Below are 15,992 nucleotides of genomic sequence, written 5' to 3'. Positions count from 1 at the left end.
GATTCCTTAATATTACACAAAATTAATAATCATTCTAAATTAGTATATTTCAAAAAATACTATAAATGTCCACCATACTTACTATCACCCTAAACCCAACTGTTGATAAAAGCAGTAGCGTAGCCAATATAAAACCCGAAAAAAAGCTAAGATGCGCTCCACCTAAGTACGAACCAGGTGGTGGCGGTATTAACGTATCTCGTGGTTTGGTACGTTTAGGAGTAAATACTAAAGCTTTATTTACAACAGGTGGACGTACAGGTAGTTTGTTAGAGGAGCTTTTGGAGCAAGAAAACATAAAAACACTCCCAATACCTATAGTTGCCGAAACCAGAGAAAATTTTGTGGTAGTAGATACTTTTACCAATGAGCAGTATCGTTTTGGTATGCCAGGTAAAACAGTAACTCCTGATGACAGGGTTGCTATAAAAAATGCAATAGCAGTAATACACCCTTTTCCAGAAATTGTGGTAATAAGCGGTAGTTTGCCTCCAGGTATACCCTCTGCATTTATTACAACTATAGTACAATTGGTAAAAAGTAAAGGCAGTAAGGTAGTTATGGATACCTCTGGTAATGCATTACAGGCAGCGCTTAACGAAGGGGTTTATTTACTTAAACCTAATATTGGCGAACTTAGCCGTTTGGCAGGTATTGAGTATTTGGATAACGATACGGCAACCCATGCAGCATTACAACTCATTAACAAAGGTATGGCAGAGGTTATTGTAATATCTATGGGAGCGCAGGGAGCTTATTTAGTAACTAAAAACAAACAGGTGCATGTACCTGCGCCATCAGTACACAAAAAAAGCACAGTGGGTGCTGGCGATAGTATGGTAGCAGGCATGATGGCTGTATTATCTAAAAAAGGGACTTTGGTCGATATGGTTCGTATGGGAGTAGCCTGCGGCTCTGCAGCAACAATGAATCCTGGTACAGGGTTATTTAAAACTGCCGATGCCGAGCAATTGTATCAATGGTTGTCTAAACAATAAAATGACAATTCATGAAAAGCTGGACAAAGTACATAAACGATTATCAATCGTATCTTAAAATCGAAAGAGGCTTATCAGATAACTCCGTAACCAATTATCTTTTCGATGTAAAGCGACTGGTTGCCTATATAGAGGAAAATGAAATTGATGTATCTCCTAAAAAAATAACCGAAGAGACAATACAACAATTTATATATCATATTGCAGAAACATTAAACCCGCGTTCGCGTGCACGGCTCATATCAGGGCTTAAAAGTTTTTTTAGTTACATTGTTTTTGAAGGATACAGAGAAGATAACCCGTTGGCATTAATAGAAGTACCTAAAATAGGGCGTAAACTGCCCGATACGCTATCTACTGATGAAATTGATATGCTTATAGGATCTATTGATTTATCTGCAAAAAATAAGCAAGGTCACCGAAATAAAGCTATACTCGAAACATTATACAGTTGCGGGCTTCGCGTATCCGAACTTACAGAACTTAAAATATCTGATTTGTTTTTTGATGAAGGTTTTATAAAAGTTACAGGAAAAGGAAATAAGCAACGTTTTGTACCCATAGATAATTTAACGCAAAAATATATAACAATATATAAAGATGAGGTTAGGGTTTTACAACCCATACAAAAAGGTTACGAGGATACGTTATTTTTAAACCGACGTGGTAAAAGCTTAACGCGTGCGATGATATTTACAATAATTAAAAATTTGGCAAAACAAGCAGAACTCAATAAAACAATAAGTCCGCACACATTTCGGCATTCCTTCGCTACACATTTATTAGAGAATGGTGCCGATTTACGCTCTATTCAGCTAATGTTAGGGCATGAATCTATTACAACAACCGAAATTTACATGCATATGGATAGAAAATTTCTCAAAAATATTATAGATAATTACCATCCTAGACGATAATTTAGAAACCAAATCTGAAAGAATGACGGAAAAAAACCTTATTTTTAGTACCACACATTTTTTTTCGAAAGATGAATAATATGAGATTCTTCGGAATGCCCGATATACACGATGAGGAAAGTTTAAACGCTTTTTACAAAAAACTTCTTGACCAAGTACCAGATATTATATTTAAAATGGTTTGGAAGACAGATAACCTATACTCCTTAGTGTACGTTAGTGAATCGGTAAATGACGTTTACGAAATTAGTGTTGAAACGGCTATGTACAATAGTGCGTTTTTCTTTGAAGAGCGTTTGTTCCCAGAAGATGCAGAGCAGTTTATTGCTACAATGGAACACTCCAAAGATACCCTTACGGATTGGAAATACGAATACAGAGTAGAGCTACCTAAAAAAGGGTTACGCTGGATGCGTGTTGCAGCACACCCAGAGTTGGAAAAAGATGGTACAATAAGCTTTTACGGCAGGGTTAGCGATATTACTGAGCAAAAAGAGCACGAGAGAAGGTTAAAGATATCTGAAGAACGGTTTAAGTACGCCCTACGCGCAGCATCTGAGGGGATATGGGACTGGGACATGACAAATAATACGGTTTATTTTTCTGGACAATCTATGGGGATTATAGGCACCGAAGAGGAGGCAATAGTACCTCTTGATTTTTGGAGAGAACGCATGCACCCTGACGATATTAAGCAACACGAACTTTCCAGAAAAGCACACCTAAGTGGCGAAGCACCCTATTTTGAGAGCATATACCGCGTTAAAAATAACAAAGGTAAGTATCGGTGGGTTTTAAGTAGGGGTAAAGTAGTAGCTTACGATAATGATAAACCCATACGAGCTATAGGTACCCATAAAGATATTACTTTACTAAAAGAGAAAGAAATAGAGCTAGCCAATACCATAAATATAATAGGTAGCCAAAACAATAGGCTTAGCAATTTTGCCCATATTGTTTCACACAATTTAAGATCGCATGCGGGTAATCTTAAAATGCTTATCGACATATTTAAACAAGCTAAGGAAGAAGAAAAGGAAGAAATGTTTAAGCAGCTTGAGGCTATATCTGATGGACTTTATGTTACAATTATTCACCTTAAGGAATTAGTAGACATACAGTTTGAGGTTAAAATTGTGAAAGAAAAGCTCAATTTAAGACATTATCTTAAAAATATATTGAATATCTTGCACAATGAAATAAGAAAACATGGTGTAGATATAGAAATAAACATTCCCCTTGACTTAACAGTAAATTATAACCCCGCTTATCTAGAAAGTGTTTTGCTTAACTTTACTACAAATGCCATTAAATATTCGAGCTCCGAAAGAAAGCCGATGCTATCATACGATTTTGAGATGATAGATGGGCAAAAAGTATTATCCATATCAGATAATGGTTTGGGTATCGACTTAAAGAAGCACGGAAATTCTCTCTTTGGTATGTATAAAACATTTCACAAAAACCAAAATGCTCGTGGTATAGGTTTATTTATAACCAAAAACCAAGTAGAAGCTATGGGAGGACGTATAGAAGTGTTTAGCGAAGTTAATAAAGGGACTACTTTTAAAATATATTTTAATGAGGACAATTAAAAGCCTTTATGTTATAGATGATGATAAAATTTACCACTTTTTGCTTAAAAATTTACTCAAGCAAAACGGTATAGACGCTTCCGTAAGGTTTTTTTGCGATGGTGCAGAGGCTATAGATTATATTAAAGATAATAATAATGAAGAATTGCCAGACCTTATATTATTGGATGTAAATATGCCTATTATGAACGGTTGGCAGTTTTTAGAAGAATATTCGGCTTTGGTACCAAAACTTGTAAAGCAATCTGTTATTTACATGATAAGCTCGTCCAACAACGAGGTTGATATTAATAAAGCTAAGGATTTTAATGAAATTGTTAGGGACTATTACTTAAAACCCATTTGCAAAGACGATTTAAACAAAATATTCCTACCACAAGATGTACAATAATAAAAAAAGCTGCCATTCGGCAGCTTTTTTTATTTAAAACATAGTTAATATTACTTAGCAATATTAACAGCTCTAGTTTCCCTAACAACAGTAATTTTAACCTGTCCGGGGTACGTCATTTCAGTTTGTATTTTATGCGATATCTCAAACGATAAGTTTGCAGCCATCTCATCACTTACTTTCTCACTCTCTACAATTACACGTAGTTCGCGTCCTGCTTGTATGGCATAAGCACTTTTTACACCACCAAAGCCATAAGCAATATCCTCAAGATCCTTTAATCGCTGTATATACGAGTCAAGCACCTGTCGTCTTGCACCTGGTCTTGCCCCCGATATGGCATCACACACCTGTACTACTGGCGATAGCAATGATTTCATTTCTATTTCATCGTGGTGCGCACCAATGGCATTACAAACCTCTTCTTTTTCGCCATACTTTTCAGCCCATTGCATACCCAATAATGCGTGTGGTAAATCGCTCTCTGCATCAGGCACTTTACCAATATCGTGTAATAAACCAGCCCTTTTGGCCAATTTAACGTTAAGCCCAAGCTCGGCAGCCATAATACCACAAAGTTTTGCTACTTCGCGCGAGTGCTGTAGTAAGTTCTGACCGTAAGACGAACGGTACTTCATTCTACCAATTACCTTAATAAGCTCAGGATGCAATCCGTGTATACCTAAATCAATAACGGTACGTTTACCCACCTCTATAATTTCATCTTCAATCTGTTTGGCTGTTTTAGCAACAACCTCCTCAATACGTGCTGGGTGAATTCGTCCGTCTGTTACCAGTTTATGTAACGATAGGCGTGCAACCTCTCTACGCACAGGATCAAAGCACGAAAGTATAATAGCTTCGGGCGTATCATCTACAATAATCTCTACACCCGTAGCACTTTCCAGTGCACGAATGTTACGTCCTTCACGACCAATAATTCTACCCTTTACGTCGTCTGATTCGATGTTGAATACTGATACGCAGTTTTCAACAGCTTCCTCAGTACCTACACGTTGTATAGTACTTATAATTATTTTTTTCGCTTCCTGTTGTGCTGTAAGTTTTGCCTCTTCAATGGTATCTTGAATGTGCGACATGGCATTGCTTTTCGCTTCCGCTTTTAAGCTCTCTACCAATTGTGCTTTTGCATCATCAGCAGATAATCCTGATATAACCTCAAGTTGCTCCACTTGGCTTTTATGCAGTCGGTCTATCTCTTGTTGTTTTTTATCAAGATGATCTAAACGGTTGTTGTAATCTTTAATTTTAGATTCCGACTCGTCGTTTAATTTTTTAGCTTTTGCCAATTCGCTAGAAACTTGCGACTCTTTATCACGCGTTCTTTTTTCAGCCTCAGCTATTTTTTTATCGCGCCCAAGTATTACTTGCTCATGCTCTGCTTTAAGCTCTAAAAACTTTTCTTTAGCTTGTAGTATCTTATCTTTTTTAACGGTGTCTGCCTTGCTGTTTGCTTCTTTAAGAATAGATGCAGCCTCTTTTTTGGCATTGCCTAAAATTCCAGAAGCACTCTTTTTTTCCAAAAATTTTGCTATTCCAAAACCAATGGCTAAGCCTATAATGCAACCGATAATTATCATTAATGTTGAATCCATAAAGTTGTATAAATGTTGGTGTTTTATATATAAAAAAAGCCTACATCAGAAATGGATTGTATAAACTCGTAAATGACAAGTTTTGGGCTAACTCGTTGTTCAAGGATCTGCTCGGAGGCAGCTTGCTTTAGTAACGATGATTTACCCATTTTAATTTGTTAGTGTTGAGTTTATCAAAATATGTACTAATGTAGGCAGTATTTTTGACGTATGTAAAGAACGTATTTTTTATAATTTTATTTGGAAAGCACTTCGCTCAACTTCTCATCCATTTCTTTAAGTCGTGCCATCGCTTCATCTAGCGATTCTGCATTATCTATTTGTTTTTGCTCTGTTTTTGCTGCAAATTGCAAAGCGCACATTGCTAAAACATCCTGTTTATCTCGTACCGCATAGTTTTCTTCGAACTGCTTAATCATAGCATCAATTTTTTTCGAAGCACTACGTAGCCCTTCTTCCTGCGAGGGATCTACCGTTAACGGATACACCCTGTCTGCAATTGATATCTTTATTTTAAGCTTTTCATCCATTGCTTCCTAATCAGAAAGTTGTGCTATGCAGTAATCTATTTCACGGATTAATGAATTTATTTTGAGTTTTGTCGCTCTCTTGTTTTCGTCACTGCCTAGTAATGAGTTTGCTATTTTTAAAGTCTCATGCTGCTCTTTCAGCAAATTAATTTCTTCAGACTGTGTGCTGATAACCTTAGCTGATGCTGAAACTTTGTTTTCGAGCTCCTGGTTTTTTTTGTCAAGCAATTCCATTTTTTGGTACAGCTTTTCAATTTTATTTTCCAGAGAATCAACTATTTCGGGTAATCCGCTCATAGCATTCAATATTCATTACAATGTTTTACAAAGTTAGTATTACTTTGTTTACAAACAAGAATTCTCTTAAAATTATTATAACTTTTTTTTGTTTATCTGTAATAAATTGCAATGTAAACAGTTATAAGTTTAAAGCCCGCTATTGCTCATTTTTAGTTGCTTTTTTATATTTTAGCTTCATGGTATCACGATTATTTTTTTTACTTTTTACCCTTATATCTTTTGCACAACAACAGTATCCAGAGGATTATTTTAAGCCACCACTGGATTTACCCGTATGCCCGTCGGGTACTTTTGGCGAGGTAAGGAGCAATCATTTTCATGCAGGACTGGATTACAGAACCCAGAAAAGAACAGGTTTTCCAGTGCATGCCGCCGCAGATGGCTATGTTTCGCGCATTAAAGTATCTACCTACGGCTACGGTACAGCACTATACATAACGCACCCTAACGGTTATACTACCGTATATGCCCACCTAGAAAGCTATGCCCCTAAAATAGACGATGTGGTACGTGCCGAGCAGTACAGAAGGAAATTGTTTCAGGTAGAAATGTTTTTTAAACCCAACGAAATACCTGTACAACAAGGCGAAACAGTAGCTATTTCGGGCAATACAGGGAGCTCTGGCGGACCCCATTTGCATTTTGAATATCGTGATACTGAAACACAAAAAATAATTAATCCATTACATTTTGGGCTTAAAAAACTTATGACGGATACCCAAGCCCCTCGCATAAAAGGGCTTATGGTATATCCGCTTAACGACGATGCTGTGGTTAATGGTAGTAATGTTCCCGTTACAATTCCCGTTGTTTTACAAAAAGATGGTACGTACCGTGCCAACGCTGTTATGGCAAAAGGCACAGTAGGACTTTCTATTAATGCATCCGATAGGTCTACAGGGAGTACTAACAATAACGGTGTGTATAAAGTGCAACTGTTCCGTAACGATACGCTCGATTTTAATTATACGTTTGATACATTTGCTTTTAGCGAAACACGTTACGCCAATAATTTTATAGATTATGCCTATTATCATAAAAAAAGGCAACGTTTTCATAAATTATTTACACAAACCCCTTATCCGTTATCAGTAGTATCAGGCAATACATCCAATGGGCAGTTTGAGGTACTTCCTAACAATACCCCCCATAATTTTACCATAGAAGTTGCCGATTTTCATGGGAACAAAACAACAGTTCACGGTACTATAGTACATACTGCTACCGATGCTAAAACGAATAAAAAAGAAAAAAACACACCTTACTTTGTAGCAGCAGCTAAAGATAATACGTACAGTAAAGATGGTGTTACAGTACATATACCAAGTGGTACGTTTTATGAAGATTTTTATATGGATTTTGAGGTTAACGATTCTGTATTGTATTTACACAACCCTACAGTACCAGTACATAAAAACATTACACTATCGTTTGACGTAAGCCACCTTTCACCCGAAGTACTCCAAAAAACGTTTATTTCAGGCTTTAGCGAAAAACGACGTTCGTACCATACTAGTCATTTAGAAAATGGAAAACTAACAGCAAAAGTAAAAGCGTTAGGCAACTACAAACTAGACCAAGATACTATTGCACCCAAAATATACACGCCTAGTTTTAAAGAAGGTAGCTGGATTAGCAAGCAACAAACTTTTAGCCTTAAGATAAGTGACAATTTTGCGGGAATTGCTACATTTGACGCTTGGTTAAACAACAAGTGGGTATTACTGCATTACGAGCATAAAACCAATACTGTTTTCCATAATTTTAGTGATGGTATTGTAGCAAATGGGCGTAACGATTTAAAAGTTGTAGTTACTGATAATGTTGGTAATAGCACAACCTACAATACACATTTTTTTAGAACACAAAATACAAACGCTGTTGAAAACGATAAATAAAGTAATAACCCTTGCACTTTTTTTGTGTACTACCGTACTGTTTGCACAAAAAAGCCCTGTTTTATACGGAGTATTACTAGACGAACGCAATGTACCCATTGAAGGTGTAAATGTGTATTATGACCTCCCTTCGGGACGTGTAAATGCAACAACCGATCGGACAGGGTTTTACCAAATAACCATTCCTGTAGATACTCCTGTAGATGTTTATTTTGAGCATATTAGCTTTAAAATTTCATCCATCCAGAATGTACAAATGGGTTATAACGATACGTTTGAGTTCAATTCCTTTATGCTCACAGGCTCCGAAACCTTAAAAGGCGTAGTAATAACCTCTAACACAGGTAGGCGGCGCGTAGAGGGTATAACCAGCATATCGCCCGAAACAATTAGGAAAATACCTGGAGCCAACGCAGGGGTAGAAAATATTATTAAACTATTGGGTGGTAATAGTAATAACGAGTTAAGTACCCAATATGCTGTGCGCGGTGGTAACTACGATGAAAATTTGGTATATGTAGAAGATATCGAAATATACCGCCCATTCCTTATACGCTCGGGGCAACAGGAAGGTTTGAGCTTTACCAATACCGCAATGGTAGAGAATGTAGAGTTCTCGGCAGGAGGGTTTCAGGCACGGTATGGCGATAAATTATCGTCGGTACTGGATATTACCTACCGCCGCCCAAAAGAGTTTGGTGCAGAGCTAGAAGCTAGTTTTTTAGGAGGTAGCTTAACGCTGGAATCAATATCAAAAAATAAAAAATGGAGTGGTATTGTAGGTGCACGGTATCGCGATAATAGTTTGCTGGTGAATAGCCGTGAAACAGAAACCAATTTTAGACCTACGTTTGCCGACATCCAAACCATGGTTAATTTTAAACCATCGGATAAATGGGAGTTGAGTTTTTTAGGAAACATATCGCAAAATAAATACTACTTTGAGCCTTTAACACGGCAGACCAATTTTGGTACTATTGACGAACCTATTGCATTACAAATATTTTACGAAGGGGAGGAGCGTGATGAATACGAAACCTATTTTGGTGCGTTTAAATCGACTTACGAAGTATCGGAAAACTTTACTTTTAAGGTAATTGGCTCCATATACCATACGCAAGAACAAGAACATTTTGATATATTGGCACAGTACGCACTGGGCGAGGTAGATACGAATATAGGTTCGGATACCTTTGGCGATATCCAATCGGCACGCGGAGTAGGATCACAACTTAATCATGGGCGTAACGACTTGGATGCCCTTATTATTAATGCAGAAGTAAAAGGTTTTCATGATATTGAGAAACATCGTATAGAGTGGGGTGTTAAATACACCCGCGAAGATATTCGTGACCGTTTGGTAGAATGGGAGGTAATTGATTCGGCAGGGTTCTCTTTACCAGCTCCCGTTATAGATCGTCCTATAAACGACCAACCCTACAACCCTTATACAGGACCGTTAACGCCTTACCAGAATGTAAGAGCTACTAATTTTGCCGAAGTTAACCGTTTTTCGGGCTACGCACAGTGGAGCAAACGAGCAAAACTGGGTAATAGCGATATTTGGATGAATGCAGGTGTACGAGCCCACCAGTGGCAAGTAAATGTTGAGGGTGGCAGCTCAGGTAAAAGCCAAGTAACCATTAGCCCGCGTGCACAATTTACCATTAAACCCAATTGGAATAAGGATATGCTTTTTCGCCTTTCGGGCGGATTGTACCACCAGCCCCCTTTTTACAGGGAGTTGCGCGACTCGCTTGGTGTAGTACGCCCCAACGTAAAAGCACAGCAATCCATACACATTGTATTGGCTAACGATTATAGTTTTAAACTCTGGGAACGTCCGTTTAAACTAGTATCAGAAGCCTATTATAAAAAGCTCGATAACGTAAATACATATACGTTGGAGAATGTACGTATTCGTTATCGTGCCAATAACGATGCTGTTGCGTATGCCTATGGCTTGGACGTACGTATGAATGGTGAGTTTGTGCCTGGTACTGAATCGTGGGTAACGTTTGGTTACCTAAAAACAGAAGAAAATTATAGGGATAGAGGCTACATTGCACGCCCTACTGACCAAAGGTTGAAGTTTGGAATACTATTTCAAGATTACGTACCAAACATACCGAGTTTAAAAATGTACCTAAATTTGGTATATAATACGGGTTTACCAGGAGGTTCGCCATCTTATGCCGACCCTTATGAGTTCCAATCGCGCCTTAACGATTACCGTCGTGCCGATGCTGGCTTTGCCTACGTGTTTACAGATGGCTCTAAGGTGTACGATAAGGGGCATTGGCTAGCTTTGTTTAAAGAATTATCTGTTGGTTTAGAGATTTTTAATTTGTTCGATAACCAAAATGCCATTACCAATACTTGGGTGCGCGATGTATATACTAAAACACAATATGGTATACCTAATTTTTTAACTACACGCGTTTTCAGTATAAAGCTTAATGCTGCGATATAATAATTCAAACATTTTCGCTATTTTTGGTGTATATCTTATTCAGAAATGAAAAACAAAGCACTATTAGCATTAGTATTTCTTGTACTCTTAACTGTAGGTTGTCGTGAAGAGGCAGAACCTAAACCTAAGGTAACGTATGAAGATGCGGAGGAAGTGAAAAAAACAGTTCCTAAGATTGACTCTACGCAGATAAAAATTGCCGATTTACCAGTGCATATGGATGGTACGGAATATTTAATACATCCTATTGGCGATATCCGTATATACGACGATAAAAAGAAGATTTACGGTACTAGCCGAACCAATAATATTAGTTATGCGATATCCAACTACAATCGTTTTGAAATAACGGGCTATTTCGAGAATTTAAAATTCCAGCATATCGATTCTACAGCACTCCATTCGCTTAGCAATAAAAAACTCCAAATACAAACCGTTACATATCTTAATACTATAACCAGAAAAGCAGTATTGGTGTATACATTGGTAGATAGCGATACCAACCACGATAGTAAAATAGATAGTAACGATATAAAATCGCTTTATATTAGTGATATTAGCGGGCGTAACTTTTACAAGTTATCACACAATATGGAGGAGCTTATTGACTGGAATACTGTAGAGGTACAAAACAGGTTATACTTCCGTACGATAGAGGATATTAATAAAAATGGTGCTTTTGATAAGAATGATAAACTCCATTATTATTACACCGAGCTATTATCGCCAACTTGGGAGGTAACCAGTTACGAGCCTGTACTAACAGTACCTATTACTGTAACCGATACTATAACTAACGTGCCAATAAACTGATAGTTTAAATTAGTATATCGCTCTCCAAATCTGATTTTTCAATAGTAAAGTTAAACCCTAGTTGTTCCATAAGCTGGAAAACAAGGTTTTTATACCAATTTTCCGATTTTGGGTGTATATATATCCTCTCGATAAGGCAATTAATATCAACATTAATTTTTACCCCATCCCTAATACTTTTACCATATTTAGTATGGTCAGATATAATGCGTACCTCTCCCTCGTACTGAAAACTCTTTCTTTTGTATAAAAACGGGAAGAAAATATCATCAAAGGGTATAAACTCTTTTTTATAGTCAATATAATTTACGGCACCAATATGCTGCTCATAATCAGTATCCGATTTTAGTGCTTGTTGTAACCGCCCTATGGTAGATTGTATGGCTAGTCCTTCGGTATTTTGCGTAAATATCTGCCACATGGCATACGATTCGTGTTCGTTGAGGTGCCAACTGCTAATAACCACTTTTTCACGGTGCTTTTTATACCGCTCTAAAAACTCAGGATTGTTTTGCGCAATTTTTTTCATTTCGCCATATGTAGGCTCACTAAACGTACCTTCGTATTGGTCTTTAAACTTATCGGCACGCGCCATAAAGAGCTTTTTACAAAGCAATAAATCTAAAAACTTAGAAAGATCTAAGTACTTCCATACCACAGTATCAGGGTCTGGCAGGCTTATATTTTTTTGAGGTATAAACATAGTTATATCTAAACTTTTACAAGTATCAAATGTACAAATGTTACATTATATATTTGGTTACTATACTGTTATTAGTTGTCCGTATAAAAATATACAAAAATAGCTGCAAATTTGCAGCTATTAGTAGTTATGGTATTAATACAGTTTACTCAAAACTTTGCATCATTACTAGCTTTTTGTAGTTACCATTAAAGGCAATAAGCTCGTCGTGTGTGCCTTGCTCAACAATACGCCCTTTTTGCATTACAATAATTCTGTCTGCTTTCTGTATGGTAGATAGTCGGTGTGCTATTACTACCGATGTACGATTTTGCATCATGTTTTCCAATGCTTGTTGTACCAGCCTTTCGCTTTCGGTATCTAGTGCCGATGTTGCTTCGTCCAACACCATAATAGGTGGATTTTTAAGTACGGCACGCGCTATACTTAAACGTTGCCGTTGCCCACCACTTAATTTGTTACCGCTATCGCCTATGTTGGTGTGTATGCCTTCGGGTAAATCTTTTACAAACTCGTAGGCATTTGCAATTTTAAGGGCATCAATAACTTCCTGCTCAGAGGCATCCTCCTTACCCAAACCAACGTTATTGTATATAGTGTCGTTAAAAAGTATGCTATCTTGCGTTACAAGCCCCATGAGCTTTCTTAAGGCATTAAGTTTGTACTCTTTTATATCAATACCGTCTATTTTTATACTACCTTCTTGTACATCGTAAAAACGAGTAAGTAGGTTGGCAATAGTACTTTTTCCACTCCCCGATTGTCCTACCAATGCAACAGTTTGCCCTTTAGGTACGGTTAACGAGAAGTTGTGTAGTACATTCTCCTCTTCGTATTTAAAGTTAATGTTTTCGATAACAATACTACTTCCAAACTCAGCTTTTTCGAGCGCACCTTTTTTATCTTCTATAGGGTTTTCCTGCTCCAATATTTCCATAAGCCTATCTGCGGCAGCATTTCCTTTTTTAATGTTATACGACGCTTTAGATATTGCTTTTGCAGGGGTAAGTATGTTATAGGCAAGCCCCATATAGCCGATAAATGCTCCACCTGCCAAGCTTTCCTCTACTAAAACCATATGCCCACCATACCATAAAATTACAGCAATTACAGCAATACCCATAAACTCACTCATTGGGGAGGCTAGGTATTGTTTGTTGAGTATTTTATTGGATAGTTTATAGTGTCTTTCTGATGAGGTATTGAACTTGTCGGTAAAGTATTTTTCCGAAGTAAAACTCTTAATCACTTTAAGTCCGCCAAGCGTTTCTTCAATTATCGATAAAAATGTACCTTGTTCTTGTTGTGCTTTACCTGAGTTTTTCTTGAGCGATTTACCTATACGAGATATAATAAATCCTGATATTGGTATAAAAATGAATACAAATATTGTGAGTTTAACGCTTATAAAAAGCATCATCCCTATTGAAAATAATATGGTAAGTGGTTCTTTTACAATAAGTTCTAATATAGAAAGGTACGACTGCTGTACCTCGTTTACATCGGATGACATACGGGCAATTACATCGCCCTTTCTTTTTTCAGAATAAAATGCGAGTGGTAATTCTATTATTTTTTGATACATGGCATTTCTCAAATCTCGTAATACACCATTGCGTAAAAAAGTAGAGAAAAATAGTGCCATGTAGTTGGCTAGGTTTTTTAATAAAAATATACTTATAATAACAATTACCATAGCCCCAAGTGTGTACTCTACACCTTTAGTAGCATTGGTTGTTGTTACAAAGTAATTGAGGTACTCGCTTAAATACACTTTAATATCTGTAATATCGGTATATACAGGTTCTGTTGTACGTTGTTTTGTATCGTCAAAAATTACTTCTATCATTGGTATAAGTGCAATGAACGATAGTGTACTGAATAGTGCATACAGAACATTAAAAAATATGTTTAAGTAGGCATACTTTTTATAAGGTATTGCAAAGCGAACAATTTTTTTGAAGTTACTCATTAAATAAGATTCATTGCTTTTATAATGTTTTCAACTCTTTTAGTAAGATTGGCTTCCACGCTTTTAAAATTGTCAACATTATCTAGTGTATCGTTTACACTAAAGTAAAATTTAATTTTAGGTTCGGTACCGCTTGGTCTAGCACATATTTTACTACCATCTTCTAGGTAGTAAATTAGTACGTTAGATTTTGGTAGGTATAGTTCCTCTTCCTCATTTGTAAGCAGGTTTTTTGCTGTACCTGCTTGATAATCTTCTACCATAACTACACGCTGCCCGTTAATTTCGCTCATCGGGTTCTCACGTAGGTCAACCATCATCTGTTTTATCTCTTGTGCACCTTCAATACCTTTTTTGGTTAACGAAATAAGCGTTTCTTTATAGTACCCAAACTCGGTATATAATTTTAATAACTCTTTATACAAAGAGCTTCCGTTTGCTTTTGCCTGTGCTGCTATTTCGCATACCAGTAGTGTAGAGGTAACTGCATCTTTATCGCGCACTGCATCGCCTACCATATAGCCAAAACTTTCTTCGCCACCACCAATAAACTGTTGGTCTGGGAAATCTTTTATCATTTTGGCAATCCATTTAAAGCCTGTTAAGCCCACTTTGCATTCTATACCGTAGGCAGTAGCCAATTCCATCATCATTGGGGTAGATACAATTGTTGAGCCAATAAACTCATTACCCGTTAATTTGTCGTTCTTTTTCCATTGCTCCAATAAAAAGTGCGTCATCAGTACCATGGTTTGGTTACCATTAAGGAGCACCATTTCATTATTGTTGTTGCGTACTGCTACACCCAGCCTGTCGCTATCGGGGTCGGTACCAATAACAATATCAGCATTTACTTTATCGGCCAGTTCAGTAGCCATTTTTAGTGCTTCAGGTTCTTCTGGATTTGGCGATTTTACGGTTGGGAAATCACCATTGGGTACCGCTTGTTCTGCAACAATGTGTACATTATTATAGCCTGCTGCTTCCAATAAATCAGGAACCAGTTTGATAGAAGTACCGTGTAGCGAAGTAAATACAATGTTTAACTCGTTTTTAGCTTCCTTACTCGTAAACGTTGCATTTTCCAATGATGATTTTATAAAAGCCTCATCAATGGTTTTATCAATATATTCAATTAAATCTTCGTTAGCGTTAAAGTTAATCTGATTGTACGCTAATGCTTCTATAGTGTTTATAATTTCGCCATCCTGTGGTGGTACTAGCTGCCCACCATCTTGCCAATATACTTTATAACCATTATACTCTGGTGGGTTGTGCGATGCTGTAAGTACAATACCTGCATGGCAATCTAAATGTTTTAATGCGAATGAAAGCTCTGGTGTTGGGCGCATATCGGAAAACAGGAATACTTTTATTCCGTTTGCCGAAAAGACATCGGCAACCACTTTAGCAAGCGTATCACTATTATGGCGGCAATCGTAAGCTATAGCTACTTTAGCCTGCTCGTTAGGGAATGATTTTTTTATATAATCAGATAATCCTTGTGTAGCTTTACCTAACGTATATTTATTAATACGGTTGGTACCAGGTCCCATAATACCACGCATACCACCTGTACCAAATTCAAGGTTTTTATAAAAACTTTCCTCTAGTTCTTTGGGCGATGCTGTCATCATCTCCCGAATTGTATTTTGTGTATCGGTATCAAAATCTGGCGTTAGCCATACGTTTACTTTTTCTAGTATTGATTTATCAATATCCATAATAGTTTTGTTATGTAAAATTATTGGTTGGTTTTTATAAAATGAAGATACAAATTATTTTC

13 protein-coding genes and 1 other RNA gene are annotated in these 15,992 nt (G+C 37.0%); 7 read left to right on the top strand and 7 right to left on the bottom strand.

Translation table 11 applies throughout. The annotated features are described in order from the left end of the window. The first annotated feature begins 65 nt into the window (after positions 1-65). The 4 genes from K1I41_RS11965 to K1I41_RS11950 all read left to right on the top strand — a co-directional run bounded on the left by K1I41_RS11965 (position 66) and on the right by K1I41_RS11950 (position 3,901). Complete coding sequence (locus K1I41_RS11965; RefSeq protein WP_220640568.1) at positions 66-998, top strand: 1-phosphofructokinase family hexose kinase; 933 nt, start codon at positions 66-68, stop codon at positions 996-998. Positions 999-1,009: 11 nt separating this feature from the next. After that, a complete protein-coding gene (gene xerA / locus K1I41_RS11960; RefSeq protein ID WP_220640567.1) occupies positions 1,010-1,915 on the top strand; it encodes a site-specific tyrosine recombinase/integron integrase in 906 nt (301 codons plus the stop codon). Positions 1,916-1,995: 80 nt separating this feature from the next. Continuing rightward, positions 1,996-3,510, top strand: coding sequence for a sensor histidine kinase (locus tag K1I41_RS11955; RefSeq protein ID WP_220640566.1), 1,515 nt, complete (start codon positions 1,996-1,998; stop codon positions 3,508-3,510). Continuing rightward, positions 3,497-3,901 (top strand): response regulator, encoded by a 405-nt coding sequence (locus tag K1I41_RS11950; protein ID WP_220640565.1) that lies wholly within the window; start codon positions 3,497-3,499, stop codon positions 3,899-3,901. The genes K1I41_RS11955 and K1I41_RS11950 overlap by 14 nt, the downstream gene beginning before the upstream one ends. A gap of 50 nt (positions 3,902-3,951) precedes the next feature. On the opposite strand, the gene rny is transcribed toward K1I41_RS11950, so the two are convergent. The 4 genes from rny to K1I41_RS11930 form a co-directional block, all read right to left on the bottom strand. Beyond that, positions 3,952-5,517: a ribonuclease Y gene (rny, locus tag K1I41_RS11945; RefSeq protein WP_220640564.1), complete on the bottom strand. Its 1,566-nt coding sequence runs from the start codon at positions 5,515-5,517 to the stop codon at positions 3,952-3,954. Positions 5,518-5,579: 62 nt separating this feature from the next. Next, a non-coding RNA gene (ssrS, locus tag K1I41_RS11940) (6S RNA) lies at positions 5,580-5,687 on the bottom strand. A 66-nt stretch (positions 5,688-5,753) separates the two neighbouring features. Then, positions 5,754-6,047, bottom strand: coding sequence for a cell division protein ZapA (locus K1I41_RS11935; RefSeq protein WP_220640563.1), 294 nt, complete (start codon positions 6,045-6,047; stop codon positions 5,754-5,756). Positions 6,048-6,053: 6 nt separating this feature from the next. Further along, entirely contained in the window at positions 6,054-6,344 is a 291-nt protein-coding gene (locus tag K1I41_RS11930; protein ID WP_220640562.1) for a hypothetical protein, read from the bottom strand. Between the two features lie 179 nt (positions 6,345-6,523). Between K1I41_RS11930 and K1I41_RS11925 the strand changes: the two genes are divergently transcribed. The 3 genes from K1I41_RS11925 to K1I41_RS11915 are packed head-to-tail and all read left to right on the top strand — an operon-like array spanning position 6,524 to position 11,531. After that, positions 6,524-8,245, top strand: a complete 1,722-nt coding sequence (locus K1I41_RS11925) for a M23 family metallopeptidase (RefSeq protein WP_220640561.1) — start codon at positions 6,524-6,526, stop codon at positions 8,243-8,245. After that, a complete protein-coding gene (locus K1I41_RS11920) occupies positions 8,238-10,718 on the top strand; it encodes a TonB-dependent receptor plug domain-containing protein (RefSeq protein ID WP_374106919.1) in 2,481 nt (826 codons plus the stop codon). The genes K1I41_RS11925 and K1I41_RS11920 overlap by 8 nt, the downstream gene beginning before the upstream one ends. A 45-nt stretch (positions 10,719-10,763) precedes the next feature. Beyond that, positions 10,764-11,531 carry a hypothetical protein gene (locus K1I41_RS11915; protein WP_220640559.1) on the top strand — a complete coding sequence of 256 codons (768 nt, stop codon included), beginning with the start codon at positions 10,764-10,766 and terminating at the stop codon, positions 11,529-11,531. 4 nt (positions 11,532-11,535) lie between these two features. On the opposite strand, the gene K1I41_RS11910 is transcribed toward K1I41_RS11915, so the two are convergent. From K1I41_RS11910 to K1I41_RS11900, 3 genes are all read right to left on the bottom strand, one after another. After that, positions 11,536-12,234, bottom strand: a complete 699-nt coding sequence (locus K1I41_RS11910; protein WP_220640558.1) for a hypothetical protein — start codon at positions 12,232-12,234, stop codon at positions 11,536-11,538. 145 nt (positions 12,235-12,379) lie between these two features. Then, entirely contained in the window at positions 12,380-14,206 is a 1,827-nt protein-coding gene (locus K1I41_RS11905) for an ABC transporter ATP-binding protein (protein WP_220640557.1), read from the bottom strand. Next, on the bottom strand, positions 14,206-15,930 hold the full coding sequence (locus tag K1I41_RS11900) for a phospho-sugar mutase (protein ID WP_220640556.1): 1,725 nt from the start codon (positions 15,928-15,930) through the stop codon (positions 14,206-14,208). Before K1I41_RS11900 ends, K1I41_RS11905 begins: the two co-directional genes overlap by 1 nt. Positions 15,931-15,992: the final 62 nt, after the last annotated feature.

The sequence above is a fragment of the Flavobacterium litorale genome (assembly GCF_019613795.1).
Lineage (GTDB): Bacteria > Bacteroidota > Bacteroidia > Flavobacteriales > Flavobacteriaceae > Flavobacterium > Flavobacterium litorale.
Note: the sequence above shows the minus strand (reverse complement) of the source record. Positions and strands in the feature narration are given on the sequence as shown.

Bases quoted from the DNA above. Each gene is read 5' to 3' on its own strand.
- K1I41_RS11965 (WP_220640568.1), top strand. From the start codon at position 66: ATGTCCACCATACTTACTATCACCCTAAACCCAACTGTTGATAAAAGC.
- xerA (WP_220640567.1), top strand. From the start codon at position 1,010: ATGAAAAGCTGGACAAAGTACATAAACGATTATCAATCGTATCTTAAA.
- K1I41_RS11955 (WP_220640566.1), top strand. From the start codon at position 1,996: ATGAGATTCTTCGGAATGCCCGATATACACGATGAGGAAAGTTTAAAC.
- K1I41_RS11950 (WP_220640565.1), top strand. From the start codon at position 3,497: ATGAGGACAATTAAAAGCCTTTATGTTATAGATGATGATAAAATTTAC.
- rny (WP_220640564.1), bottom strand. From the start codon at position 5,517: ATGGATTCAACATTAATGATAATTATCGGTTGCATTATAGGCTTAGCC.
- K1I41_RS11935 (WP_220640563.1), bottom strand. From the start codon at position 6,047: ATGGATGAAAAGCTTAAAATAAAGATATCAATTGCAGACAGGGTGTAT.
- K1I41_RS11930 (WP_220640562.1), bottom strand. From the start codon at position 6,344: ATGAGCGGATTACCCGAAATAGTTGATTCTCTGGAAAATAAAATTGAA.
- K1I41_RS11925 (WP_220640561.1), top strand. From the start codon at position 6,524: ATGGTATCACGATTATTTTTTTTACTTTTTACCCTTATATCTTTTGCA.
- K1I41_RS11915 (WP_220640559.1), top strand. From the start codon at position 10,764: ATGAAAAACAAAGCACTATTAGCATTAGTATTTCTTGTACTCTTAACT.
- K1I41_RS11910 (WP_220640558.1), bottom strand. From the start codon at position 12,234: ATGTTTATACCTCAAAAAAATATAAGCCTGCCAGACCCTGATACTGTG.
- K1I41_RS11905 (WP_220640557.1), bottom strand. From the start codon at position 14,206: ATGAGTAACTTCAAAAAAATTGTTCGCTTTGCAATACCTTATAAAAAG.
- K1I41_RS11900 (WP_220640556.1), bottom strand. From the start codon at position 15,930: ATGGATATTGATAAATCAATACTAGAAAAAGTAAACGTATGGCTAACG.